The following is a 24,807-nucleotide window of genomic DNA, read 5'->3' as shown; positions in this document are numbered from 1 at the left end:
CCCGGGACATGACGGTACATTGTGCAGGTCGGGCGCTACCGAATCGTAAAGTTGTGCGGTGAAAAGTGGGCCCATTCCTCCTCCCGGCCACCCCTCGCCAACCCGCATCTTTGGGGCTTACGATCTCCACGGAAGCCGAATCGGCAGGCCCGGGAACCTCGCGATGCGAACACGATGTTATGCCGCCGCTGCGGCGCTGGCCCTGTTCCTCATAACGCCCGCTTCGGGACAGGGCGCACCGACGCCGGCGCAGTCGGAGGCATCAGCCGCTTACGAGCACGCGCTCGGTGAGTTCAAGTCGATCCTTGCCGAGCGGCGCCGCCAGATCGAGACCAAGCAGCCGCTGCCGAACCTGCCGGGCCAGGCGCTCTATCTCGCCCGCGTCGCTGTGATCAGCACCTACAAGGATCTGACCGATGCCATGCCGTCGCGGATCGGCCAGCCGAACAAGTTCGGGATCCCTCCGGCCTATTTCGACGCCGCGATCGAGCCGCTGGTCGACGAATATGCTGATATCTTCGAGATCATGGAGGCGCCGCCCGCGAGCGCTCAGAATTCGCCGACACCGTTCAAGGACGTCGTCGATCTTGGCACCGCGATCGCGCGCGCCAAAGGGCTTGCGCCTGCTGACGCCGAGGCCGCGGGCCGCATCAGCCTCGGACTCTTCTATGCCGAGACGAACGGCAAGCAGAACGTCCGCAACGCACGCTCGAATACCTATATGGGCAGCCTGCAGACCGGCCCCTCCGAGGACCGCAACGGCCAGCGCAAATGGGAGGCGATCAAGGGCACGATCGCGGCCATCGATCCGGCTTTGAACGCGCGCGACGACAAGGAAGAGGCGCGGTCCCGCGGCACCGACCGCCGTTTCAATCACTGGACCAACGTCCGCGACGGCCTCATGAACGCGCATGCGGAGCTGTTTGCCGAAATCCCCGCGATCGTGAAGACGCTGCCCGATCCGATCGAGCAGATGAAGCTGTTCGAGCTGATCCAGATCATCCCGACGCCGACGCGAGCCGCGCTGAGGTCCGGCGATCTGCTGAACTACAGGGTGTCCAATCCCACCATCATGAAGCACTTGCGCAACAACAGCATCTTCGCCTTCGGCAAGGTCGACCGGGCGCGAAGCTCGGCGAGCTTCCGCGAGATTTTGGGCGCGATGTGGCTGTTCAAGCGGAAGTTCGACAAGGCGATGGTGAAATATGCGGAGATCAGACCGCGCTAGATCGTCTGCGAGTCAGTTTATCCAGTCCAATCCAGGAATGTTCAACTATGCTCACCGTCTATGGCGAAGGCCGCGGCTTCCGTGTTGTTTGGCTGCTTGAGGAACTCGGATTGGCTTATCGGCTGCGCCCGGTCGATCTGCTCGCAGCCGAGGATGACCGCGATTTCCTTGCGGTCAACCCCGCCGGCTTCATTCCGGTGCTGCAGGACGGCGACACGATCATGGTCGAGTCGATCGCGATTCTTGAGTATCTGCTCGCCCGCCACGGCCCGAATTCGCTTGCCGTCACCCCCGATGATCCTGCCTTCGCTCCCTATCTGCAATTTCTCCACTTGGGCGAGGCCGGGCTCGCCGGGCCGATGAATACAGTCCTTGTCGGTCGCCAGCTGGCGCCGGAAGCCGAGCGAGGCGCCCGGGTGACCCGCTGGGCAGCCGAGACCTTCGAGAGCCGGCTTGGGTTGGTCATCCGTCGCCTCGCGGATTGCCCCTATCTCGTCGGCGACCGATTCACTGCCGCCGATATCTCGGTGAGCTACGCCCTCCTGCTCGGTCTGCGAACGGGCAACTACGTCCCCGGTCCGACCGAGCGGGACTATCTCTTGCGCACGACGGCACGTCCCGCCTACGCCCGAGCGATGGAAAGCTGCCAGGCCACCAAGGCTTGGGCGGCGAGATCACCGGGATTGTAGTGCTCGCTTCATCGGAGAGAGCGTTCGTTCTCCACCTTGTAGCCGTCGGTCAGCGTTTTCAGGAACGCGATGATGGCGGCTCCGTCCTGTTCCGTCATCGCCGCCTTGTCGAAATAGTCCGGATCGCTTGCCAGCGAGCGCGGCGTTGCGCGGCGCGCCGAGCGCCTCCTATTGGTGGTCGGTGAAGAGCGGCGGCAGGCCATCGCGCGACGGCCGAGGCGTGACAACCGGCGGCGGGATGCGCGCGCAGCACCATGTCGACCGTTGTGGGTGCCGCCACAGCGGACTACACCATGGCTATGGTGTTCCACGAACGGAGATTTGTTGCTAGCCTGCCGCACCGACAGACGATCATCAGGGGCCACCGAATGACTTGCGCGAATCCCGCTCGACTCACCGGACCGTGGAGACGTCTCTGTCTGACGCTGACCGCGACAATGGCCGTGGTTGCGCTCGCCGGCTGCGAGGACAAGAACGCCTACGTGGCGCCGCCGCCCCCGAAGGTCGATATCGCCACACCCATACAGCGCCCGGTCACGCGCTATGTCGAGGCTACCGGCAACACCGCGCCGATCAAGAGCGTCGATCTCGTCGCGCGCGTGCAGGGTTTTCTGCAAACGATCGACTACACCGACGGCACCTTCGTCAAGCAGGGCACCCAGCTGTTCACGATCGAGCCCGAGACCTACAAGCTGAAGCTCGAGCAGGCGCAGGCCGCCGAGGCCGGCGCGCAGGCCTCGCTCAGGCAGGCGGAAGCTGATTTCAAACGACAGGCGGATCTCGTGCAGCGGCAGGCGGTCTCGCAGGCGACGCTGGAGACGTCGACATCGACCCGCGACAACGCCCAGGCCAATCTCCAGCAGGCCCAGGCCAACACCAGGATCGCGGAGCTCAACTACAGCTACACCAAGGTGAGCGCGCCGTTCGACGGCATCGTCAGCGCGCATTTGGTCTCGGTCGGCGAGCTGGTCGGCGCCTCCTCCCCGACGCAGCTTGCGACCATTGTTGCCATGGACCCGATCTGGGTCAACTTCACCGTCAACGAGCAGGACGTGCTGCGCATCCGGGCCGAGGCGCAACGCCGCGGACTGACGGTGGCCGAGCTCAGACAGTTGCCGGTCCAGGTGGGCCTCCAAACCGAGACCGGCTATCCGCATGAAGGCCACCTCGACTACGTCTCGCCGACCCTCAATACATCAACCGGCACGCTCGCCGTGCGCGGCGTCATCCCCAACGACAAGCGGGTGCTGCTCCCGGGCTATTTCGTCCGGGTCCGCGTGCCCTTCGACCAGGACAAGGACGCCCTGCTCGTTCCTGATACGGCGCTCGGCAGCGACCAGGGCGGCCGCTATCTGCTGGTGGCCAACAAGGACAACGTCGTCGAACAGCGCAAGGTGCAGATCGGCCCAACCGACAATGGCCTGCGCGTGATCGAGAGCGGCCTGCAGCCTGACGACCGCGTGGTCATTTCGGGGCTGCTGCGCGTGATCCCGGGCCAGAAGATCGATCCGCAACAGACCAAGATCGAGCAGCCGCAGGCGTCTGCCAAGTGAGGGGCCGCCAGCCATGATCTCAAAGTTCTTCATCGAGCGGCCGGTCCTCTCGAACGTCATTGCGCTGCTGATGATCCTGATCGGTGGCGTGGCGCTGTTCAACCTCGCGATCGCGCAATATCCCGACGTGGTGCCGCCGACGGTGCAGGTGACGACGCGCTATCCCGGCGCCAGCGCCAAGACCGTGATCGACACCGTCGCGCTGCCGATCGAGCAGCAGGTCAACGGCGTCGAGGACATGCTCTACATGCAGTCCTACAGCGGCTCCGACGGCACCTACACCCTGACGGTGACCTTCAAGATCGGAACGGATCTGAATTTCGCGCAGGTGCTGGTGCAGAACCGCGTTTCCAGCGCGCTATCGCAGCTGCCGCAATCGGTGCAGAACCAGGGCGTTACCGTTCAGAAGAAATCGACCTCGATCCTCTTGTTCGTGACGCTGACCTCGCCGGACTCCCGGTTCGACAGTCTTTTCCTGAGCAACTACGCCACCATCAATATCCGCGACGAGCTGTCCCGCCTGCCCGGCGTCGGCAACGTCACGGTGTTCGGCGCCGGCCAGTATTCGATGCGCATCTGGCTCGATCCGAACAAGCTGCAGGCGCGTGGACTCGTGCCGCAGGACGTCATCCAGGCGATCCAGCAGCAGAGCCAGCAGGTCTCGGCCGGACAGGTCGGCGCGCCGCCGACACCGCCGGGACAGGCGTTCCAGTACACGCTCAACGTCAACGGCCGGCTCGAAGACACCAGCCAGTTCGAGAACATCATCGTCAAGACCGGGACCAGCGGCGACGTCACGCGCGTGCGCGACGTCGGCTGGGTCGAGCTCGGCGCGCAGACCTACAGCCAGATCTTCTCCCTCAACAAGCAGCCCGCGACCGGCATCGGCGTGTTCCAGTCGCCCGGCGCCAACGCGCTTCAGGTCGAGCAGGCCGTCGAGAAGAAGATGGTCGAGCTCGCCAAGCGCTTTCCGGAAGGCATCAAGTACGACACGCCGTTCGACACCACGAAATTCGTCAACGCCTCGGTGCACGAGGTCTACATGACCCTGATCGAGGCCGGCCTGCTCGTGCTGGTCGTGATCCTGGTGTTCCTGCAGGACTGGCGCGCGATGCTGGTGCCGGCGACCACGGTGCCTGTCACCATCATCGGCGCCTTCGCCGCGATGGCGGCGCTCGGCTTCACCATCAACATGTCGACGCTGTTTGCGATCGTGCTCGCGATCGGCATCGTCGTCGACGACGCCATCGTCGTGGTGGAAGGCGCTGCGCATAATATCGAGCAGGGCATGAACGGGCACGACGCCGCGATCAGGGCGATGGACCAGCTGTTCGCGCCGATCGTCGGCATCACCCTGGTGCTGATCTCGGTGTTCCTGCCCGCCTCGTTCCTCGCCGGCCTCACCGGCCGCATCTATTCGCAATTCGCGCTGGTGATCGCGGCGACCGCGCTTTTGTCCGCCATCAACGCCGCAACCCTGAAGCCGACGCAATGCGCGCTATGGCTGCGGCCGGCGGTGCCGCCGGAGCAGCGCAATTTCTTCTACCGCGGCTTCAACGCCGTCTATGACAGGGTCGAGCGGGGCTACACGCGGCTGATCACGTTTCTGGTGAAGCACGCGAGCGCCTCGGTCGCATGCGCGCTTCTCGTGATCGGGCTCAGCGGCTACGGCCTGTCACGGGTGCCGACCGGCTTTCTGCCGATCGAGGACCAGGGCTATTTGATCGCGGCCGTGCAGCTGCCCGACGGCGCCTCGCTGGAACGAACCCAGAAGGTGCTCGACCGCGCCGCCGACATCATCAAGGACACGCCCGGCGTCCAGCAGGTCATCACCATCGCCGGCATCTCCGCGCTCGACAACAGCGCGAGCCTTGCCAATGCCGGCGTTGCCTACATCATCCTGAAGGACTGGTCCGCGCGCGGCAAAGGCGAGGATCTGCGCTCGCTGGTCTACGGCCTCAACGACCGGGTATCGACCATCATGGAGGCGCGCACGCTGGTGCTGCCGCCGCCGCCGATCCAGGGCATCGGCAATGCCGCCGGCTTCTCGATGCAGGTCGAGCTGCGCGACGGCAACAGCGATTTCGCCAAGCTGCAGGCCATCACCGGCGCCATGGTCTCCAACGCCCAGAGCCAGAGCGCGCTGCAGCGGGTCTCGTCCTCGTTCCGCTCGGCGGTGCCGCAATTCAATGTCGAGATCGACCGCGTCAAGACCCAGACGCTGCATGTGACGACGGACGCGGTGTTCTCGGCGCTGTCGACCTATCTCGGTTCGTCCTATGTCAACCAGTTCAACAAGTTCGGCCGCGTGTTCCAGGTCTACACGCAGGCCGATCCCGCATTCCGCGTCACCGAGCGCGACATCGCCAACATGCAGGTGCGCAACCAGAACGGCGACATGATCCCGATCGGCACGATCGCCACCATCACGCCGGTGACCGGCCCGTCGCTGATCAGCCTCTACAATCTCTACCCGTCCTCCACCATCGTCGGCCTGCCGGCGCAGGGCTATTCATCCGGCCAGGCGCTGCAGCTGATGGAGGAGATCGCCGACAAGACGCTGCCGCCGGGTACCGGTTTCGAATGGACCGCGATGTCCTACCAGGAGAAGGCGGTCTCCAACCAGATCTACTGGGTGTTCGGCCTCGCCATGCTGCTGGTCTATCTCGTGCTCGCCGGCCAGTATGAGAGCTGGTACGCGCCGATCTCGGTGATCCTCGCGGTGCCGCTGTCGCTGCTCGGGCCGATGCTGGTGCTGAGGGGGGTCGGCATCGACAACAACCTCTATTGCCAGATCGGCCTGATCCTCCTGATCGCGCTGTCGGCCAAGAACGCGATCCTGATCGTCGAGGTCGGGCTCGAGCTGCACGGGCGCGACGGCAAGCCGATCATCGAATCCGCGATCGAGGCGGCGCGCGCCCGCTTCCGCCCGATCCTGATGACCTCGTTCGCCTTCATCCTCGGCGTGGTGCCGCTGGTGCTCGCGACCGGCGCCGGCGCCAGCGCGCGCAAGTCGATCGGCATAACCGTGTTCTCGGGCATGCTGGCCTCGACCTGCCTCGCGGTGCTGTTCGTGCCGGCCTTCTTCGTGGTGGTGCAACGGTTCGAGAACTGGCTGGAGCAGCGCAAGGCGCCGAAGGCAAAGCCGGTCGCGGAGGCGAAGTCTTAAAACAACCCCATGCACAGTAGGGATGGGGCTGAAAAGGCTCGAGGGTTTTCGTTTATACCGAAAATCACTTGCGCCGTCGGGCAAAACACCGGCATAATGGCATCATCGGGATGTGCGCGAGGTGGCGCGTCGCCTCTCCCGCCATTGCGAGCGTAGCGCAATCCAGAGTTTCGCTGCGGAGACAGTCTGGATTGCTTCGTCGCAAGGGCTCCTCGCAATGACGGGGAGGGAGTTACGCAGGGGCCGCACAGGCTCCGTCGCCGCCGCATCCTGCATCATTGCCGCATCCTCCGTCATTGCGAGCGGAGCGAAGCAATCCAGAATCCCCCACCGGAACGATTCTGGATTCCCGACATTGGCGCGCCGCGAAGCCAGGCGCCATGAACGGCCAACCGGTGCACCCCTCGATCGTTGGCTCTGGCATCCCTTCTCGGTCACTTCCAATGCCGACCGGCTAACGAAGCCATAGAGCCAAGGCATTGGATCGGTCACCCCGTACCGATTATGCAGCCCTCACGCACGGCATTCGTTGTGTGAGGTTTGCACATGGAGGCATCGCATTTTCGATGTTCTTGTTCCGGAGCGGAGGTTAAACTCCTGGGAACAGAGAGGGGGACCAATGGGGCGTTCGCCGATTCTTGGTATCCATGGCGCGCGGGCCGGGAGTGGGGTGACTGGTCGCCCTCAGCACCGCCGATTGATCTGGCTCGCCGCCTGGTTCGCCAGAAGTTACCCCAAATCAAAACGGCATGGTGTCGTGCCGGCGTCGTCGCCGCCCCTCGCCACACCTGGCTTTGCCCTCGCCAAAGGCGAGCGAGAACTGCGACTCGACTTCTTCCGCGGCCTGGCCCTCTGGCTCATTTATATCGATCACGTTTCACCCGACGTCCTGACCTGGGTCACGATACGCAACTACGGGTTCAGCGACGCAGCCGAAGTGTTCATCTTCATCTCCGGCTTCACCGCAGCTCTGGTCTACGGTCGCGCAACCTTCGAGGCTGGCTTCGTGATCGGGACAGCGCGCGTGCTGCGGCGGGTCTGGCAGATCTATACCGCGCATCTTCTGCTCTTCCTGGTCCTGATGGCCGAAATCGCTCTCGTCACCACGGTTTCCGAGAAGCCGGCGTTCTACATCCAGGAGATGGAGGTCGGAGACTTCTTCAAGCAACCCGGTTCCGAAATGATCCAGGCGCTGCTGTTGCGATTCCGTCCCCTGAACATGGATGTCCTGCCGCTCTATGTCGTTCTGATGGCTTTTCTGCCGTTGGTGCTGCTGCTCGCCAGATTGCACAGGGATCTGCCGCTCGTCCTGTCGGCCGGACTCTATGTGCTCATGCTTCGATACGACCTGCATCTGTCGACCTATCCGGACGGCTTCTGGTCGTTCAATCCTTATGCATGGCAGCTGCTGTTCGTGTTTGGCGCCTGGTGCGCGCTTGGAGGAGGCAAGCGACTGTCGCCGATCCTCAATTCCCGATCGGTGTTGTGGCTGGCCGTTGCCTATCTCTGCGCGGCCTTCTTTGTGACCATGACGTGGTATTTTCCGTCACTGGAGCGGGCGATCCCCGGCTGGGTGGCGCGGCTGATCTATCCGATCAACAAGACCGATTTCGACATCCTGAGGTTTGCGCATTTCCTGGCATTGGCCGTCGTCGCGCTGCGCTTCGTGCCGGGCGACTGGGCGGGGTTACGATCGGCCTGGGCGCGCCCACTCATTCTTTGCGGACAATATTCTCTTCAGATTTTTGCGCTCGGCGTCGCCCTGTCATTCGCAGGCTACGCGCTGCTCACCGAGCTTAACGCTGATATCGTGCTGCACGTGATGGTTGGCGCCGGCGGCATCTTGATCCTGTACGGCATAGCAAGGGTATTCACCTGGTACAAATGGGCGATGTCCGGGCGCGAGCGCGCCAAGACGGATACTTCCAAGCTGATTACGCAAGATGCTTGAAAACAATTCACTCTTATTAATGGGACTGACGGACATGGGAACAGAGAGCAAGGATCGGTTTGTCGTAGAGCGAGATTTGAGGCTCGACCTTTTGCGCGGCCTCGGCCTCTGGATGATCTTTCTCGACCACATTCCGGATGACGTCGTGGCCTGGCTCACGCTGCGCAATTACGGCTTCAGCGACGCAGCCGAGTTCTTCGTTTTCATCTCCGGTTATCTCCTCGGATTCATCTACGTGCCCATCGTGGCTGCGGGCCAGTTTCTTCCGGCGTTGAAGCGATTGTGGCTGCGCGCCTGGCAGATGTACGTTGCCCACCTCCTGCTGTTCCTTGCCTTCACGGCACAGATCGCCCGCGCAGCGAGGAAGTGGGACAACCCCATGTACAAGGACGAGTTCAACGTCGCCAACTTCCTGGCGCATCCCGACGAGTTGATCGGCAAGGCGCTCACGCTGCAATACAAACCCGTCGATCTGGACGTCCTGCCGCTTTACATCTCCCTGGTGCTGGTTTCGCCGTTCGTGGTGTGGTGCCTGGTGCGGCGCCCGAATCTGACCTTGGCAGGTTCGATCGTGCTGTACCTGCTCGCCCGCTATTTCGACTGGAACCTGCCGTCCTATCCGAAAGGAGCGACCTGGTACTTCAATCCGTTCGCCTGGCAATTGATGTTCTTTTTTGGTGCCTGGTGCGGATGCGGCGCGGTCGCTCAAATCAGCAAAATCCTTCAGTCGCGCATCGTCTTCGCGGTCGCGATCGGCTGGATCGCCTTTGCGCTGGTGATCGTGATGAGCTGGCACAGCGCTTTTCTGGAGTCGTTGATCCCGAAATGGATGATCAAGCTGATCTATCCGATCGACAAGACCGACCTCGACATGCTCCGGTTCACGCACTTTCTCGCGCTGGCTGTCATCGTCTCGCGTTATCTCAACAAGGATTGGGAAGGACTGAAGTCGAAATGGCTGCGACCGCTGGTGTTGTGCGGCCGGCATTCGCTGCCGCTGTTCTGCCTCGGCGTCTTCCTGTCGTTCGGAGTGCATTGGATGCTGGTTCAGTGGAAGCACCAGGTGATCGAGCAAATTCTGCTCAGCATCGGTGGAATGGTCATCATGACCGCTGTCGCCTGGCTTCTGGATCGCGCACAGCGGGTGCCCAATCTCTTCGTGGACGCCGGCGGCGACGAGCGCCTGGACACGACGCTCCAAGCGGAGGCCACGCCCGCGGCTCGCACTCAGCCGAGCGCCGCGTGACCTGATTCGGGGATGAGACAGGCATGCATGAGGACCATAAGCTCTAGGACCACCGGTCATGAGGGACGAAGCGGGAGACAGCGCACCAGTTGCCGGCTCCGAGAAGCGGCCTCGGCTCGCTTTGCAAGCGAGCGGGCCGAACGTGAGATCCGACAATGCACTTTGGAGAGTTGAAGAAAGGGCGGCGAACCGGGTTTCCGTTCATCACGCAGCAAAGCATGATGTCGAGGGCACTCCGCGCAGCATCATCCCTTCGCAGGCTTTCGATTTCCTGGCCTTGGCCTTTCTTGCAGTCCTGGCATTCCTCGTGTTCTCCACAGCGAAGGATTACGCGATCTCAAATGACGAGGGCGTCCAGCATCGCTACGGCGAATTGATCATTGCTTATTATCAGAGCGGACTGCGGGTCCGCGATCTCTTCACCTTCGATAATTTGTATCTCTACGGAGGTCTGTTCGACGTCATAGCAATCGCGCTCGGCCGGGTTATCCCCATCGACATTTACGAATTGCGGCACATCCTCTGTGCCGTTACGGGCCTTGCCGGCATCGCCGCCAGTGGCGCCGCCGCGCGACTGATCGCCGGACCGCGCGCCGGCCTGATTGCGATGGTCGCGCTTGCACTCTGCGGCGCCTGGTACGGCGCCATGTTCAACCATACCAAGGACATTCCATTTGCGGCGGCCATGGCCGGAGCGACGCTGTTCCTTCTCCGCCTGGCGCGCCAACTTCCCGCGCCCCGCGCCCTCGATGTCGTGGTCTTCGGCTGTCTTGCCGGGGCAGCGCTCGGGCAGCGCAGCTATGGTTTGCTGCTCTTCGTCTATCTCGGCGTTGCAATCCTGATCTATCTGCCCTGGCCGGAAAGCCGCGGCGCGCGCCTGGCCTTTGCGGCCAACTCCCTGATAGCGACATGTCCCGCGGTCGCAGTCGCCTATCTGCTGATGATCCTGGCCTGGCCGTGGGCTGCCCTGTCGCCCCTCAATCCCATCCGTGGCCTGTTTGCCTTCTCGGAATTTCAGTATGCAATCCGCACCCTTTTTGACGGGCGCGTGTACGAGATGGCCAACGTACCGCGCGCCTATGTTCCCTTCTACCTCTTGATCCGATTGCCGCTGATGACACAGGCGGGCGCCGCGCTGGCGATGGTTTCGCTTCTTTGGCGCCCCCTCAGGCGAGGCTCGGTCCGGTGCCGCGAACTCGCATTGCTCTCGACCATGGTTCTGCTTCCCCTGGCAAGCCAAGCCCTCATTCATGGCCCTGCGTTCAGCGGCATGCGCCATTTTCTCTTTGTGCTTCCTCCGCTGGCCATGCTGGCCGGCGTGGGGTTGAACGACGTTCTCAATACGATGGCCGTGCGTAGCCGCCGACTGGCCTCGGCGGCACTTGCGACGATGTGCGCGGCTTTCCTGTCCGAAGGGATCACGCTGGCAAGGCTTCATCCTTACGAGAATCTATCCTACAACGCCGTGGTCGGAGGTCTTCCGGGAGCCTTCCGCCGCTATGACCTGGACTACTGGTTCAACAGCATGCCGGAGGCGATCCGCATCCTCGAGGCATTCGTCCGCGAAACGACACCGCTCGACAATATCAAATCGCCGGCGGTCTATTCGGTCGCGGTATGTGGGGAACGTCCGGCGTTCGATCACACCGTCACGCTTCCGCAATTGCGTTGGGACTTCCGGTCCGAATGGGACGAATCGGAGTTCTTCATCGCTCCGACGCACATGAACTGCGATCGCGACCTTGATGGCGCCATCATCGGCCGCGTGGAAAGGTTGGGTGTTCCCATTGCCTATGTGAAAGACAGGCGGGCCATTGTGAAGCAACCGGCGACAAACGTCTCAATTGCCGCTCGCCCGTCAGATTCCCGCTGAGAACGAGATCGCGCCGGGATTTCGAAAGCCGTCGTCTTCTGATCAGGCGCTCCGACCCGCCAAGGGCGGATGCTTCGCGCTGGATTGGATAGGTCGAAGCGGCCGGGACGAGCGGGAGCACATCGCAGGGATGGCGCTCCTGCTCGTCAAGCGCTGAACGTGTCATAGGCCGCGCCAAGCCTCGCCAGAACACTCGGATCGGACGGAGGCCATACGGGGGATTCGGTTGCCAGCGTGAGAAGATTCTGGAAATAGCCTTCCATGCCGGCACGATCGAAGCCGAATAGAAATGCGAGCGCCCGATCCGGATCGGCGTTGCGCCATTTGTGCACGCGCCGCGGCGCGACCTCGACAAAATCACCTGCGCCGGCGAGACGGACTCCGTCCGGAAATTCGAATGCCATTCGCCCGTCGAGGACGCGGAACCACTCGGTCGACACGGCATGGTAGTGCGGCCGCACGCCATCGAATCCCGGCGGCGCCACGTAGTCGAGCACGGTGTGCGCGCCGCATGAGGAGAGCACACGGATCCGCACGCCGAGAGCCGTCATCTCGCGCGCATTGCTGAAGTCGGTCATGCGCGGCCCCCGAGAGCTTGCGGCGCGAAGGGATGGCCGGCAATCGCCGCGCTTTCCAGCGTGTTCTGGAAGAACAGGATCTGCCAGGCACCGCCGCGGCGCTGGGCAACCAGGCTCGGGCGCCCGGTCAAGCGCGTTGGACCATCCGGCGCCCGATAGTCGAGCGTTTGGTAAAGACGAACAATTGCAAGATCCGCCTCGAGATGGCGGATACCCTCCACGCCGAGGCTGAGCCGGCTGCCGCGGTAGATCGTGTCAAACAGCCGACGGTGCGCCGCCCCGATTCCGGTCCGACCTGCGCCATGACCGCCAAGCACGTGGATAAAGTCCGCATCATCGGCAAAATGCGCCGCCCAGGCGGCGGCATCTGCCGCATTCCAGGCAGCGACAAGACTGTCGGCAAGCCGCTCCGCGGCTGCCGAGAGATCCGGCACGACGGTCTCATCGGACTTGGGAATGGTCATTGCGGGGCCTCCGGTTCAATCCGTCGGGGGTATAGTCCGGCGCTCCTCCCGTGATAAGAAGCCATCGGCGGAATATCTGTTCGACATAGGACGACAATCAGGGCCGGGACGCCGTCAGGTCCCGTGCGAGGGGTGGTCACATGGGTCGTCACGGCGATCTCACTGGCATGGAGGAGTTTGCCACGGTTGCGCAGGCCGGCTCCTTCACCGCTGCGGCGGCCCGGCTGAAGCTGACGAAGTCCGTGGTTTCCGAACGCGTCCGGGCGCTGGAGACGCGCCTTGGCTGCCGGTTGTTCGACCGCAGCACGCGACGCGTGCGGCTCACCGAGGCCGGCGCCGTCTACCTCGAGCACGTCGACCGCATTCGCGACGAAATCCGCAGCGCCGAAGGCGCGCTCCAGGATCTGCGTCAGGAACCGCGCGGCCGCCTGACCGTGGCGACCACGATCAACGGGGCCACCCTGTTCGTGGTCCCCGCGCTCGCCGACTTTCGTGCACGCTATCGCCACATCGACCTTCACATCATCGCCGACGATGCCGTCGTCCATCCCGCCCATGTTGGCGCCGACGTCGCGATCCGGTTCGGCACGGTCGACCGTCCGGACTGGGTCGCCCGCCGGATCGGCGGGATCGACTACATTCTCGCGGCGTCAGCCTCCTATGTCGCGACACACGGTGCGCCGCGCAGTCCCGGTGATCTTGCCGGGCACGTCTGCCTGCCCTTCCGCAACCAGGTGCCATGGGTGTTCCGGCAGGGTGAGCGGGTCGTCCACGAGCCACGCGCCTTTGTCAGCACAGACAACGGTCCGGTGTACCGCGCACTTGTCCTGGGCGGCTACGGCATCGGGATGCTCAACCGCCTGGCCGTCGGTCCCGAACTCGCATCCGGGGCGGTGGTGCAGATATTGCCGGACTGGAAGATTGAAGGCCGAGATGAAATGGCCACATGGGTCGTGCTGCCGGACAACCGCGCAATTCCGCCCAAGGTCAGGGTGTTCGTGGACTATATGGCTGAACGAATGGCGGCAGTCAGCGCATAGCTGCGGCCTGTGCCCCGGTGATGATCAAAGGGGCGCAGGCGCAGCTGGCGAGAGTCCTACGCCGCCGACTGGAGCGCCTGGAGCTTGCGGACAAAGCCCAGCGCCGCTTCGTTCAAATCGCCAAATCTGCTTCGCAACGCCTCTGCGCGCGAGCCCGCGCCTTGCGCAATCGACTGGCCCATGACGGCCTTCGAACACACATCCTCGACCGATTTCTGCAGATGCTCGGCACCTTGCGCGGCGCACCTCGCCGCGCGGTTGATGTCGCTGGTGGCGCCGCTCTGCTCCTGAACCTCTCGGGCAATCCTCGCGCTCTGCTCCCTGATATCGCCGATGACTGCGACGATCGCAGCGATTTCACTTGCCGCTGCCTGTGTCGCCGACTGGATGCCGAGCACCTGGGACGAGATGTCCTCCGTCGCGCGCGCCGTTTGCGTCGCCAGCGTCTTGACCTCTGCCGCAACCACCGCAAAGCCGCGGCCCGCTTCGCCCGCCCGCGCCGCCTCGATGGTCGCGTTGAGCGCCAGCAGATTGGTCTGGCCGGCGATATCGCTGATCAATTCCACGACGCTGCCAATCTTTGTCGCGGCTTGCACCATGCTTTCCACCATCAGTCCGGCCTGGGTTGCGCGACCGCTGGCGACATCCGCCACCTGGCTCGCTTCCTGGGCGCGGCCATTGATGTTCCGGGTGGAGGCATCGAGCTGCTCGACCCCGGCGGCCATGGTCTGCACGCTGCCGGCGATCTCTCCTGCGGACGCCGATGCCGTGCGGCTGCGCAGCATGTTGTCGGCGTTGAACCGCTCCAATTCCTGGATCGCATCGGCGATGTGTCCGGCCGCCTCCACGACCTCATCCACCGAACCGACGACCGATTCCTCGAAGGACGAAGTCGCACGCGCCAGCACGTCTTTCAGCTCGCTCTCCGCCTGCAGCTTGAGCTTTGCCTGCGAGGCCTGGAGCGCCAATCGATCGGCGGAATGGTCACGCAAGACGGCGACGGCTGCGGCCATGGCGCCAATCTCGTCGCGCCGGTCCAGCCCCGGAATGTGTCCTTCGATCTCGCCCGACACGATCTTGCGCAGCCGCTCCTCGAGGCGCCGCAGCGGCCGGGAGATCGTTGCTGCGATCACCACCGCAAACGCCACGCTCATGAGCACCACCAGCAAGGCAAGACCGCCGAGCCGCAGCGCCGCAGCATTGAACGATGCGTCGAGATCGTCGACATACATGCCGCTGATGACCATCAGCTTCAGGTCCGGAATCGCCCTGACGAAGGCTTGCTTGCGCAGCGGCTGCGGCTGGCCGTTGCGGGGGAAATAATAGGTGACGGTCCCGCTGCCTGCGCTATGGGCGAGATCGACGATCTCGCGCCGGAACAGGCGTCCATTGACATCGCCCTTGTCGATCAAGTTCTTCCCGACGTTCTCGGGCGTGCCGCCATCGGCGAGATTGAGCCCGTCCCAATCATAGACGAAGAAGTAGTTGTTGCCGTCATATCGCGATTTCGCGACGATCTCCCTGACCCTCGCAATCAATTCGTCGCGGCTCAAGCGACTTGAAAGCACATCCTGCTGATAGGCCGCGATCTGCGATGCGACCACGTCCACGGCACCGCGCAGCGCCCGCGTCCTCTCGGCCTCCATCTGATCGCGCAGCTGGACCAGGGACACGCCAACGAGCACCATCATCGCGAGCACGCTGCCGAGCGTGAGCATGCCCAATCGCCACGCGATCTTGATCTTCTTCATGCGAAATCCCTTGTCGTTGCAATCATGGCCGAACCTTGCGATCGAAAACTTGACGAGGACTTTCACTAACGGCGCCGAACGCGGCGCCTTGCACAAAAATCTTATGCGAAATTTGCATCGGCTAGTCGTGTCTTGCATCGAAGCGCGGCAAACGTGTCCGGCAAAGACAAAAGCCCCGGCTACCGCCGGGGCCTTTGAATCAAGCGCAGCATGTTTTCGAATGGGCCGGACCAGCCTTCTATCCGCCCGCCGCACCAGCTACGGCAACGGCCGGCGTTGCGGTCTCGACGGATGGCTCTTCGATCAGACCACGCTCGTCTTCCCACTTCGCCACGGCCGCCGTCGCAATGCCGTTGCCGATGACATTGGTCATGGTCCGGCCCATGTCCAGGAACTGGTCGATGCCCATGACGAGAAGCATGCCGCCCACCGGCAGGTTGAACATCGGCAGCGTCGCGGCGACGACCACGAGCCCCGCGCGCGGCACGCCGGCGATGCCCTTGCTGGTGACCATCATCACCAAGAGCATGACGAGCTGTTGCGTGAAGCTGAGCTCGATGCCGTAGGCCTGGGCGATGAACAGGGCCGCAAAGGCCTGGTACATCATCGAGCCGTCGAGGTTGAACGAATAGCCCAGCGGCAGCACGAAGCCCGAGATGCGCTCGCTGACGCCGAACTTGGTCAATTGCTCGATCATCTTGGGGTACGCGGCCTCGCTGCTCGCGGTCGAGAAGGCCAGCAGCATCGGCTGACGCAAGAGGCCGATGAGATGAAGCACCGGCCGGCCGAGGGCCAGGAGGCCCACGAGAACGAGGACGCTCCAGAGCACGGCGAGGCTGAAATAGAAGGTCGCGATGAACTTGCCGTAGGTCACGAGCACGCCAAGGCCCTGCGTGGTGATGACGGCCGCAATGGCCGCGAACACGCCGAGCGGGGCGAACTTCATCACGAAGTTGGTGATCTGCAGCATGATGTGGACCAGCTCGTCGATCGACGCCGCAATGGTCTTGGCGTGGCTCGTCTTCAACCTGCTGAGGGCGAGACCGAAGAACACGGCGAAGACCAGGATCTGCAAGATCTCGTTTGTCGACATCGCCTGGGCGATGCTGGTCGGAAAGACGTGGGTGATGAAGTCCTTCAGATTGAATCCGGCGGTCTGCAAGGTGTTGGCGGCATCGGCGTTGGGAAGCGGCAGCTGCAAGCCCCGCCCCGGCGCGAACAGGTTCGCGAAGATCATGCCGAGGCCGAGGGAGACGAGCGAGGCCGAGACGAACCAGCCCATGGACCTGGCGGCAATGCGGCCGACCGCCCCGCCTTCGGAGCCGAGGCTGGTAATCCCTGACACGATGGTGGCGAAGACGAGCGGCGCGATGATCATCTTGATCATGCGCAGGAACACGTCAGTCGCGATCGAGAAATAGCCGGCGATGGTCTTCGCCGTCTCCGGCGTCGGCGCCAGCTCATGACAGGCATAGCCCGCCAGGATGCCGAGCAGCAGGCTGACCACGAGAGCATTGGTCAGGCGGTTGGATCGCGCGGGTGAATTGTCGGCACTTATCGTCATTGTCTATGACCTCCCTAGGGTACGCCTGATCACGACGGTTCGGAGACGACCCGCGGCCCACAGGCGCGTCGACGCAGTTGTGCTGATCGTTTCAGCAAATCGGCTGTGGCTGGCGGCCGTCCTGGTCCGCAGCGGCAAGACTTTGCGGCCGCGTCAGCATTTCCGGCTTCAGGATCGCCGCCAGCGTGGCCTCGGTGAGCAGGCCGCGCTCGCGCACGAGCTCGGCAACGCCGCGGCCGGAGGCATGTGCCTCCACGGCGACGGCCGTCGCGGCCGCGTAACCGATATAGGGGTTGAGTGCGGTGACGAGGCCGATCGAGTTTTCGACATCGGCCTTGAGACGGTCGCGGTTGGCGGTGATGCCTGCGACGCAGCTTCGTTCCAGCGTCAGGCAGGCCCGGCTGAGATGGCTGATGCTCTTGAACAGGCTGTGCGCGATGATCGGCTCGAAGGCATTGAGCTGCAATTGGCCCGCTTCGGCGGCCATGGTCACCGTGACGTCGTTGCCGATCACTTCGAAAGCGACCTGGTTCACGACCTCGGGGATAACAGGATTGACCTTGCCGGGCATGATCGAGGAGCCGGCCTGGACCGCCGGCAAATTGATCTCGCCGAACCCGGCCCGCGGCCCGCTCGAGAGCAGCCGGAGATCGTTGCAGATCTTCGAGATCTTGACCGCGACGCGCTTCAGCACGCCGGAGATCTGAACGAAGGCGCCGCAATCCTGCGTCGCCTCGACGAGATCAGGCGCGGTCACCAGCGGCAATCCCGTGATCGCATTCAGATAGCGGCAGACGAGACGCGCATAATCCGGGTGGGCGTTGATGCCGGTGCCGATGGCGGTTGCGCCCATGTTGATCTCGTGGATCAGGGTTCCTGCTTCGCGGAGGCGCTCCTGATCCTCGCCGATCATGACGGCATAGGTGTTGAACTCCTGCCCCAGCGTCATCGGCACCGCGTCCTGCAACTGGGTCCGCCCCATCTTCAGGACGTCCTTGAACTCCGCAGCCTTGTCGGCGAAAGCGAGACGAAGGACGTCCATCGCTCTCACGAGAATCTGCAGGCCATGCGACGTCGCGATCTTCAGCGCCGTGGGGTACACGTCGTTGGTGCTCTGGCTCATGTTGACGTGCTCGTTCGGATGCAGCGCGGCATACGCGCCCCTGGCGTGGCCAAGAATTTCCAAGGCCCGGTTCGCGATCACCTCATTGGCGTTCATGTTGGTGGAGGTGCCGGCGCCGCCCTGGATGACGTCAACGACGAACTGGTCGTGCAGCCGGCCGGCGCGCAGCTCCTCGCAGGCCGCGACGATGGCCCGGCCGCGTCGCTGGTCGAGAAGGCCGAGCTCCATGTTGGACAGGGCCGCCGCCTGCTTGATGGCGGCGAGCGCACCGATCAGCTCCGGATAGGCCGAGATCGCGATCCCCGAGATCGGAAAGTTCTCGACGGCGCGCAGCGTGTGGACGCCGTAATAGGCCTCAAGAGGCACCTCGCGCTCGCCAAGCAGATCATGTTCCGTCCGCATGTCATCTCCCGCTGGTCAGCTCCGTTGTCCGGAGACAGTGGGCCTCGCGCTGAGGCCTGGCATTGCGGGGCGATGCATGCGCCTGGGGACGGCGGGCCGTCCAATGTTATGCCGGCAAGCTCTATTCCGATTTTGCATAGATTTCCCGCCAGGATCAGGGCATCTTCGCAAGGCGAGCCTCGCCCGGAGCAGACCCGATGGAATTGAAATGGCTGGAGGATTTTCTCAGCTTGGCGCGAACGCGCAGCTTCTCGCGCGCGGCCGACGAGCGGCACGTGACGCAGTCTGCGTTCAGCCGCAGGATCCAGGCGCTGGAGCTTTGGCTCGGCGTGTCCCTCGTCGACCGCAGCAGCTACCCGACGACGCTGACCGCCGAGGGTCGTGAGTTCCTGGAGACCGCGGAAGAAACCGTTCGCATGCTCCATGCGAGTCGTCTCGCGCTTCAGGCGAGCAAGCGGCCGAGCACGCAAGTGGTCTCCATCGCCGCTCTGCACACCCTGTCGCTGCACTTCTTTCCGCGCTGGTTCCGGACCATCGAGAAAGAGGTCGGGCCGATCGGCAGCCGCTTGCTGCCCGATGATTTTCACAGCTGCCTGCAGGCGCTCGTCGAAGGCAGCTACGACTTCCTGCTCACCTTCCATCATGCCAATGTGCCGATCCTGCTGGAGCCGGAGCTCTACCCGCATATCGTCGTCGGCATGGACAGTTTCGTCGCCGTCCGCAGCACGGCGCTCGCTGGAGACGATACCGCTTCGCTGCCCCTGCTCAGCTACGCCGCGAACTCGTTCCTGGGACGGGTCGCCACCTTCGCCCAGGCCCAGGCCGGCTCGCCGCCGGCGCACGTGACCCATACCAACGAGAACGCCATGGCCGAGGGGCTGAAATTCATGGCGCTGGAGGGTTATGGCCTGGCGTGGCTGCCGCGCAGCCTGGTGGCCCGGGAGATCGATGAGGGCACCCTCACCATCGTGGGGCCGGAGATCCCGCTGGAGGTTCGGCTCTATCGCAGCGCACGCCGGACCCGGCCCATCGTGGAAAAGGTCTGGAACGCGGCGCAGGCAGCCGCCCCCAAAACTATGTAGAAGCCGCATATGCCGTTCTGAACAGGCATTGGATTTGCCTGACGCGGCCGTGCATCGTGGCTCCAACAAGGAGAGTTCGATGCTTGGCATTCTGGGCGGCATGGGGCCGATGGCGACCGTGGATTTCATGGGCAAGATCGTCAGGAACACCCCCGCGTCCTGCGATCAGGACCACATCCAGATGGTGGTGTGTTCGGCGACCGACGTGCCCGACCGCACCGCCGCCATCCTCGGGCACGGCGCTGATCCCTTTCCCGCCATGCTGAATGCCTTGCGCCGGCTCGAGCTGTCAGGCGCGACCCGCATCGCCATCCCCTGCAATACGGCGCATCATTGGTACGGCGCGCTGCAGGCCGAGACGTCGGTGCCGATCATCCACATCGTCGATGCCGTCACTGAGGCGCTTGCGCAGCGGCGGACGAACCCGACCCTGGGGGTGCTTGCGACCGACGGCACGGTGCACGCCGGTATCTACCAGCAGCGTCTCGCCGAACGCGGCTATGCCTGCGTGGTGCCCGCCGCCACGGCGCAAGCCGAGGTGATGCGCGCGATCCGTCTCGTCAAGGCAGGACTAACGGACGAAGCGGCCGGCATCCTCGGCCGGGAAGCAGAGGCGCTCGCGGCCAGAGGCTGTTCGCACATCGCGATGGCCTGCACGGAGATTCCCCTGGCACTGGCGGCTCTCGACAGCGATGTCGGCGCGGCGCTGCTCGATCCCACCGACCTGCTGGCGCAGGCCTGCGTCAGATCATGCCTGGCCGCGCCGCGGGAGACGGTGCGGGAAGTCGCCTAGCCTCACGCCGCCGGCGGCATGCGGATCTCGCGCGGCAGGATGATCGCCGCGGCGATCGCGAGCAGGCAGAGGCCCGCAAACGCGTGCAGCATCGTCACGAAGCCGCCCTGCTCGTAGAGCCAGGCGACGAGGCCGACTGACGCGCCCGCCGCGGTGAAGCCGATGAAGTAGCGCACCGCGTAGGCGCGCGAACGCCATTCCTCGCTGGTGTATTTGCCGACCATGGCGTCGTTCACCGTGACCTGGCCGAAGGCGCCCATGACGATGCCGATCGAGACCAGGATCAGCGGCAAATTGCTCAGGCTCGCGGCCAGATAGAGGAACGGTGCCAGCATGAAGGACAGCGGCAGCGCCACCGTCTTCAGCGAATAGCGATCGAGCAGCCGGCCGATCGTGTACTGCGTCATCGCGCCGAACACGTAGACGCAGGCGGCAATGACCCCGAGCAGCGCCGGACTTTTGGTGAGATCGGCGAGCCGCTCCGCGAACAGTTTTGGCAGCGCCACGGTGACGGCGTTGAAGGTGGTGGAGATCGCGATCACGACGATCAGCAGCGACAGCACCACGCGCCACATGTCCTGCTTGGCCACGCGAGCCTGGGCTGCGGCCTGCTTCGAGCCCTTGCGGTCCTCGTGCACCACCAGCATCGCAAAGGCGATGCCGATGAGGATGGTGACGATTCCAGGGATGATGAAGGCAGCACGCCAGCCGAGATATTGGCCGATCACACCGGTCACCAGCGCGGACGAGGCGACGCCGAGATTGCCCCAGACGCCGTTGATGCCCATCTCGCGGCCAAGCCTGTCGGCATAGGACACGATCATCGCGGTCCCGACAGGGTGATAGATCGAGGCGAAGACGCCGATCGCGAGCAGCGCGGCGCCGAGCTGCACGGGCGTCTGCGCCAAGCCGACCGAGATCATGGAGGCGCCGATGCCGACGAAGAAGATCAGCATCATGTGGCGGCGGCTCCAGCGGTCCCCGAGCCAGCCGGTCAAGAGCGAGCCGGCGCCGAAGGCGATGAAACCCGGCGTCGCGTAAGGCAGCAGTTCCGAATAGGCCATGCCGAGCGCCGGCCCCATGATGATCACCGCGGCGGCGAAAATCAGCATTGAATAATGGTCGATGAAATGGCCGGCGTTGACGAAACTGATGACCCTGACGGGGCTGTTCATGTCCCGAATCCTCTCCTGCTCCGAAATGAGTTATATGTCTTGGCCATGACGGGGTGCTGCCAATGACTGTCTTGGAAACGCCAATCTTGGAAACGCCAATCCTGCGGGAGGTCCGGAGCAACCATCGCTCGCCCGCGGGCGTGCACCTGGTTGCGCGCGACTATCCCAGGGGGATGCGGATCGATCTGCACATGCACCGCGAAGCGCAGCTGATCTACGCGGTGAAGGGCACGATGCAGGTGAATACGCCCGGCGGACGCTGGCTGGTGCCTCCGGACCGCGCGGTCTGGGTGCCGGCCGGGCTCGAGCACGCCATCGACCTGCTCGCCGACACCGAGATGCGCACGCTGTATTTCGACCTCGCCTGGCTCAAGCGCGAACAGCGCTATGAAGGATTGACGCGGGAATTCGTGGTGCGGGTGTCGCCGCTGCTCAACCAGGCGATCCTGGCGCTGTTCGACGCCCGCAACACCGAAGAGCGAACGGAGCTCCTGGTGCGCCTCGTCATGCTGGAATTGCACCAGGCCGAGGATTCCGCGACCTTCGTGCCGCTGCCGCAGGAAGTGCGCTGCCGCCGCGCGGCGATGATCGTGCTCGACGATCCCACCGCCCTGCACGACATCGACACGCTGGCGCGCGAGGTCGGCACCTCCGCGCGCACGCTGTCGCGGCTGTTCTCGGCGGAGACGCAGCTCAGCTTCAAGAGCTGGTGCCAGCGCGCGAGGATCGCGGCGGCGATCCAGAGACTGTCGACGGATGCGAATGTGTCCATAAAGCAGCTCGCGACCCAGCTCGGCTACGCCAGCGTGCCGGCGTTCTCGGCCGCGTTCCGCCAGGTGACGGGACGGACGCCGACGGAGTTTGCGGGGAAGGTGTAGCTCCAGCCTCGTCATTGCGAGGAGCTCTTGCGACGAAGCAATCCAGACTGCCACCGCGGAGAAACCCTGGATTGCTTCGCTACGCTCGCAATGACGGTGGTTGAGGCAGCCGGCCCCCTCTCGCCTTCACCGAGCATAGCGGCATTCTCCAAACGCACGGCACCAACGAAAGTTGCCGCATTCCCCTGCTTGATTGTGATCGGCTTCCGCCTAAATCCCGTGTAAGCTTGCGCATCGCACAAACCCGGATTCGAAAAGCCCTGATGGCCAATGCCTTCTTCTCTGACCTGCTCGCCACAATTTCCGAGCGCGGCCGAACGCTGCTGCGCCGGAGGGATTCCGCTGACACCAAGCAGGATGCCGACGGGCTGATCGCGCTTTGCAACGCGCTACTGTCGGGCCGGGGCGAAGCCTCCGGCACCGCGATGGCGCGTGAGGTGCTCGACATCTACCAGGAGTTGGATGCGGCGGGACGACGCGCCTTCTTCGAAGGGTTGGTGCGCGATTTCGGACCGGACCGGGAGCGCCTGAGCAAGGCGATCGAAAAGTGGCGCAGTCAACCTGATGACGAGGACGCCAGCGCGCTGCATTTCGCCTCGGAACCGCGACGGCAGGAGCTGATCCGCCGGCTCAACCGCGCGCCCGGCGGCACCGGCGATCTCGTCGCCATGCGGGCCGACCTGCTCGGCATGATGAACGGACACACCGACCTCGCCGCGCTCGACCGCGACGTCTCGCATCTGCTCTCTTCTTGGTTCAACAGGGGGTTTCTCGTGCTGCGCCGGATTGACTGGTCGACCCCGGCCAACATCCTCGAAAAGATCATCCGCTATGAAGCCGTGCACGAGATCTCTGACTGGGACGATCTGCGCCGCCGCATCGATCCGGTCGACCGCCGCTGCTACGCCTTCTTTCATCCCGCGATGGTCGACGAGCCCCTGATCTTCGTCGAGGTGGCCCTGACCGAGACGATTCCCGGCGCGATCGCCCCGCTGCTCGCGGTCGATCGCCAGCATCTGGGAATCGAGAAGGCGCGCACCGCGGTGTTCTATTCGATCTCCAACACCCAGCGCGGGCTTGGCGGCATCTCCTTCGGCAGCTTCCTGATCAAGCAGGTGGTCGAGGAGCTGCGCCGCGAGCTGCCCAAGCTCGACAATTTCGTGACGCTGTCGCCGGTGCCGGGCTTCATGTCCTGGATCAAGCAGGACAAGGATCTGCCGCTGTCGGACGAGGACCGCGAGGTGATGAAGCGCCTCGACGATCCCAAATGGTATGAGAATCCGGAGACGACCACGCAGCTGCGCGCCGTGATCGAGCCGCTCGCCGCCTATTACTTCCTGAGGGCACGCACGCCGAAAGGCCGCCTGATCGATTCCGTCGCCCGCTTCCACCTCGGCAACGGCGCGCGGCTCGAGCGCATCAACTGGCTCGGCGACCTCTCGCCCAAGGGCCTGCGCGAATCCGCCGGCGTGATGGTCAACTATCTCTACCGTCTCGACGACATCGAGAAGAACCACGAGGCCTACGCCAATGACGGCGAGGTGGTGGCGTCGAGCGCGGTGAAGAAGCTGCTGAAGGGCGAAGGACGACGGCTGCTGGACATGCGGCTGTCGTAGGGAGCGCGTTCTCTCCGCCGTCATTGCGAGCGCAGCGAAGCAATCCAGAACCGCGGAAAGACTCTGGATTGCTTCGCTACGCTCGCAATGAAGGAGTGTGTGGCGGCACCTCGCGCAATTCAGCAATTCGCTCCCAGCAAGCAAGATCTCCGATAGATATCGCCGCTCTATCCCCGTCATTGCGAGGAGCCCTTGCGACGACGCAATCCAGACTATTCCCGCAGAGGCAGACTGGATTGCTTCGCCACGCTCGCAATGACAAAAAGCGTGGCGGCGCCTTCGCGCATTGCAAGGTCAGATCAGCGTCTCGTACAAATCTCGCCAGTCCGGATTGACGCTTTCGATCAGCGCGAGCTTCTTGGCCCGACTACCGCCTTTGATCTGCTTCTCGCGCGTGATCGCGTCGGTCATGGTCGCATGCAGTTCGTACCAGACGAGGACCTTGCAGCCGTATTTCGCGGAGAAGCCTTTCACGAGGCCTTCCCGGTGCTCGAACGCGCGGCGCGGCGGGTTTGAGGTGACGCCGGTGTAGATCGTCCCGTTGCGACAATTGGCGAACATGTAGACGCAGGGTTGCTTCATGATTACCCTCACTTCAAGCGAGTCTGGAGCATATCACAACCAAGAGGTGA

Annotated in this window: 20 protein-coding genes; 12 read left to right on the top strand and 8 right to left on the bottom strand. The window is 63.7% G+C overall.

The genetic code is table 11. The annotated features are described in order from the left end of the window. The first annotated feature begins 163 nt into the window (after nucleotides 1-163). Together XH80_RS34395 and XH80_RS34390 are read left to right on the top strand one after the other, a co-directional pair. Nucleotides 164-1,228 (top strand): hypothetical protein, encoded by a 1,065-nt coding sequence (locus XH80_RS34395; protein ID WP_271602450.1) that lies wholly within the window; start codon nucleotides 164-166, stop codon nucleotides 1,226-1,228. 47 nt (nucleotides 1,229-1,275) lie between these two features. Continuing rightward, nucleotides 1,276-1,917, top strand: a complete 642-nt coding sequence (locus XH80_RS34390) for a glutathione S-transferase family protein (RefSeq protein WP_271602449.1) — start codon at nucleotides 1,276-1,278, stop codon at nucleotides 1,915-1,917. An 8-nt stretch (nucleotides 1,918-1,925) separates the two neighbouring features. Here the strand turns inward: XH80_RS34390 and XH80_RS34385 are convergent, their stop codons facing one another. Next, nucleotides 1,926-2,120 carry a hypothetical protein gene (locus XH80_RS34385; RefSeq protein WP_271602448.1) on the bottom strand — a complete coding sequence of 65 codons (195 nt, stop codon included), beginning with the start codon at nucleotides 2,118-2,120 and terminating at the stop codon, nucleotides 1,926-1,928. 165 nt (nucleotides 2,121-2,285) lie between these two features. Here XH80_RS34385 and XH80_RS34380 point away from each other — a divergent pair, with 165 nt between their 5' ends. The 5 genes from XH80_RS34380 (at nucleotide 2,286) to XH80_RS34360 (ending at nucleotide 11,709) form a co-directional block, all read left to right on the top strand. Continuing rightward, the gene (locus XH80_RS34380; RefSeq protein WP_271602447.1) at nucleotides 2,286-3,470 is read left to right on the top strand and encodes an efflux RND transporter periplasmic adaptor subunit; all 1,185 of its coding nucleotides are present in this window, start codon (nucleotides 2,286-2,288) and stop codon (nucleotides 3,468-3,470) included. Between the two features lie 13 nt (nucleotides 3,471-3,483). After that, on the top strand, nucleotides 3,484-6,639 hold the full coding sequence (locus XH80_RS34375; protein ID WP_057743115.1) for an efflux RND transporter permease subunit: 3,156 nt from the start codon (nucleotides 3,484-3,486) through the stop codon (nucleotides 6,637-6,639). Nucleotides 6,640-7,309: 670 nt separating this feature from the next. Next, on the top strand, nucleotides 7,310-8,590 hold the full coding sequence (locus XH80_RS34370) for an OpgC domain-containing protein (RefSeq protein WP_442869195.1): 1,281 nt from the start codon (nucleotides 7,310-7,312) through the stop codon (nucleotides 8,588-8,590). A gap of 34 nt (nucleotides 8,591-8,624) precedes the next feature. Continuing rightward, nucleotides 8,625-9,836, top strand: coding sequence for an OpgC domain-containing protein (locus tag XH80_RS34365; protein WP_271602446.1), 1,212 nt, complete (start codon nucleotides 8,625-8,627; stop codon nucleotides 9,834-9,836). Nucleotides 9,837-9,894: 58 nt separating this feature from the next. Next, on the top strand, nucleotides 9,895-11,709 hold the full coding sequence (locus XH80_RS34360; RefSeq protein ID WP_271602445.1) for a hypothetical protein: 1,815 nt from the start codon (nucleotides 9,895-9,897) through the stop codon (nucleotides 11,707-11,709). A 146-nt stretch (nucleotides 11,710-11,855) separates the two neighbouring features. On the opposite strand, the gene XH80_RS34355 is transcribed toward XH80_RS34360, so the two are convergent. Together XH80_RS34355 and XH80_RS34350 are read right to left on the bottom strand one after the other, a co-directional pair. Next, nucleotides 11,856-12,287 (bottom strand): cupin domain-containing protein, encoded by a 432-nt coding sequence (locus XH80_RS34355; protein ID WP_271602444.1) that lies wholly within the window; start codon nucleotides 12,285-12,287, stop codon nucleotides 11,856-11,858. After that, the gene (locus XH80_RS34350; RefSeq protein WP_271602443.1) at nucleotides 12,284-12,751 is read right to left on the bottom strand and encodes an SgcJ/EcaC family oxidoreductase; all 468 of its coding nucleotides are present in this window, start codon (nucleotides 12,749-12,751) and stop codon (nucleotides 12,284-12,286) included. The genes XH80_RS34355 and XH80_RS34350 overlap by 4 nt, the downstream gene beginning before the upstream one ends. A 140-nt stretch (nucleotides 12,752-12,891) precedes the next feature. Here XH80_RS34350 and XH80_RS34345 point away from each other — a divergent pair, with 140 nt between their 5' ends. Next, nucleotides 12,892-13,791, top strand: a complete 900-nt coding sequence (locus tag XH80_RS34345; RefSeq protein ID WP_271602442.1) for a LysR family transcriptional regulator — start codon at nucleotides 12,892-12,894, stop codon at nucleotides 13,789-13,791. A 56-nt stretch (nucleotides 13,792-13,847) separates the two neighbouring features. Here the strand turns inward: XH80_RS34345 and XH80_RS34340 are convergent, their stop codons facing one another. The 3 genes from XH80_RS34340 to aspA all read right to left on the bottom strand — a co-directional run bounded on the left by XH80_RS34340 (nucleotide 13,848) and on the right by aspA (nucleotide 18,631). Continuing rightward, entirely contained in the window at nucleotides 13,848-15,608 is a 1,761-nt protein-coding gene (locus tag XH80_RS34340; RefSeq protein WP_271602441.1) for a methyl-accepting chemotaxis protein, read from the bottom strand. A gap of 172 nt (nucleotides 15,609-15,780) precedes the next feature. Continuing rightward, on the bottom strand, nucleotides 15,781-17,106 hold the full coding sequence (locus XH80_RS34335; RefSeq protein WP_271602440.1) for a dicarboxylate/amino acid:cation symporter: 1,326 nt from the start codon (nucleotides 17,104-17,106) through the stop codon (nucleotides 15,781-15,783). A gap of 91 nt (nucleotides 17,107-17,197) precedes the next feature. Beyond that, nucleotides 17,198-18,631, bottom strand: coding sequence for an aspartate ammonia-lyase (gene aspA, locus XH80_RS34330; RefSeq protein WP_271602439.1), 1,434 nt, complete (start codon nucleotides 18,629-18,631; stop codon nucleotides 17,198-17,200). A gap of 197 nt (nucleotides 18,632-18,828) precedes the next feature. Between aspA and XH80_RS34325 the strand changes: the two genes are divergently transcribed. Both XH80_RS34325 and XH80_RS34320 read left to right on the top strand, forming a co-directional pair. Then, nucleotides 18,829-19,713: a LysR family transcriptional regulator gene (locus XH80_RS34325; protein ID WP_271602438.1), complete on the top strand. Its 885-nt coding sequence runs from the start codon at nucleotides 18,829-18,831 to the stop codon at nucleotides 19,711-19,713. A gap of 79 nt (nucleotides 19,714-19,792) precedes the next feature. Beyond that, a complete protein-coding gene (locus XH80_RS34320) occupies nucleotides 19,793-20,506 on the top strand; it encodes an aspartate/glutamate racemase family protein (protein ID WP_271602437.1) in 714 nt (237 codons plus the stop codon). Between the two features lie 2 nt (nucleotides 20,507-20,508). Here XH80_RS34320 and XH80_RS34315 read toward each other — a convergent pair whose 3' ends face one another. Beyond that, entirely contained in the window at nucleotides 20,509-21,681 is a 1,173-nt protein-coding gene (locus XH80_RS34315) for an MFS transporter (protein WP_271602436.1), read from the bottom strand. 62 nt (nucleotides 21,682-21,743) lie between these two features. Between XH80_RS34315 and XH80_RS34310 the strand changes: the two genes are divergently transcribed. After that, a complete protein-coding gene (locus XH80_RS34310) occupies nucleotides 21,744-22,559 on the top strand; it encodes an AraC family transcriptional regulator (protein WP_271602435.1) in 816 nt (271 codons plus the stop codon). A gap of 263 nt (nucleotides 22,560-22,822) precedes the next feature. After that, nucleotides 22,823-24,175: a malonyl-CoA decarboxylase gene (locus tag XH80_RS34305; protein ID WP_271602434.1), complete on the top strand. Its 1,353-nt coding sequence runs from the start codon at nucleotides 22,823-22,825 to the stop codon at nucleotides 24,173-24,175. A 294-nt stretch (nucleotides 24,176-24,469) separates the two neighbouring features. Here XH80_RS34305 and XH80_RS34300 read toward each other — a convergent pair whose 3' ends face one another. After that, entirely contained in the window at nucleotides 24,470-24,757 is a 288-nt protein-coding gene (locus XH80_RS34300) for a GIY-YIG nuclease family protein (protein WP_220005842.1), read from the bottom strand. Nucleotides 24,758-24,807: the final 50 nt, after the last annotated feature.

Source organism: Bradyrhizobium sp. CCBAU 45384 (assembly GCF_028128665.1).
GTDB classification, from domain to species: domain Bacteria; phylum Pseudomonadota; class Alphaproteobacteria; order Rhizobiales; family Xanthobacteraceae; genus Bradyrhizobium; species Bradyrhizobium manausense.
This window is presented reverse-complemented; position numbering and strand designations above follow the sequence as displayed.

Bases quoted from the DNA above. Each gene is read 5' to 3' on its own strand.
- XH80_RS34310 (WP_271602435.1), top strand. From the start codon at position 21,744: ATGACTGTCTTGGAAACGCCAATCTTGGAAACGCCAATCCTGCGGGAG.
- XH80_RS34335 (WP_271602440.1), bottom strand. From the start codon at position 17,106: ATGACGATAAGTGCCGACAATTCACCCGCGCGATCCAACCGCCTGACC.
- XH80_RS34315 (WP_271602436.1), bottom strand. From the start codon at position 21,681: ATGAACAGCCCCGTCAGGGTCATCAGTTTCGTCAACGCCGGCCATTTC.
- XH80_RS34390 (WP_271602449.1), top strand. From the start codon at position 1,276: ATGCTCACCGTCTATGGCGAAGGCCGCGGCTTCCGTGTTGTTTGGCTG.
- XH80_RS34355 (WP_271602444.1), bottom strand. From the start codon at position 12,287: ATGACCGACTTCAGCAATGCGCGCGAGATGACGGCTCTCGGCGTGCGG.
- XH80_RS34360 (WP_271602445.1), top strand. From the start codon at position 9,895: ATGAGGGACGAAGCGGGAGACAGCGCACCAGTTGCCGGCTCCGAGAAG.
- XH80_RS34305 (WP_271602434.1), top strand. From the start codon at position 22,823: ATGGCCAATGCCTTCTTCTCTGACCTGCTCGCCACAATTTCCGAGCGC.
- XH80_RS34320 (WP_271602437.1), top strand. From the start codon at position 19,793: ATGCTTGGCATTCTGGGCGGCATGGGGCCGATGGCGACCGTGGATTTC.
- XH80_RS34375 (WP_057743115.1), top strand. From the start codon at position 3,484: ATGATCTCAAAGTTCTTCATCGAGCGGCCGGTCCTCTCGAACGTCATT.
- XH80_RS34380 (WP_271602447.1), top strand. From the start codon at position 2,286: ATGACTTGCGCGAATCCCGCTCGACTCACCGGACCGTGGAGACGTCTC.
- XH80_RS34365 (WP_271602446.1), top strand. From the start codon at position 8,625: ATGGGAACAGAGAGCAAGGATCGGTTTGTCGTAGAGCGAGATTTGAGG.
- XH80_RS34350 (WP_271602443.1), bottom strand. From the start codon at position 12,751: ATGACCATTCCCAAGTCCGATGAGACCGTCGTGCCGGATCTCTCGGCA.
- XH80_RS34345 (WP_271602442.1), top strand. From the start codon at position 12,892: ATGGGTCGTCACGGCGATCTCACTGGCATGGAGGAGTTTGCCACGGTT.
- XH80_RS34385 (WP_271602448.1), bottom strand. From the start codon at position 2,120: ATGGCCTGCCGCCGCTCTTCACCGACCACCAATAGGAGGCGCTCGGCG.
- XH80_RS34325 (WP_271602438.1), top strand. From the start codon at position 18,829: ATGGAATTGAAATGGCTGGAGGATTTTCTCAGCTTGGCGCGAACGCGC.
- XH80_RS34395 (WP_271602450.1), top strand. From the start codon at position 164: ATGCGAACACGATGTTATGCCGCCGCTGCGGCGCTGGCCCTGTTCCTC.
- XH80_RS34300 (WP_220005842.1), bottom strand. From the start codon at position 24,757: ATGAAGCAACCCTGCGTCTACATGTTCGCCAATTGTCGCAACGGGACG.
- aspA (WP_271602439.1), bottom strand. From the start codon at position 18,631: ATGCGGACGGAACATGATCTGCTTGGCGAGCGCGAGGTGCCTCTTGAG.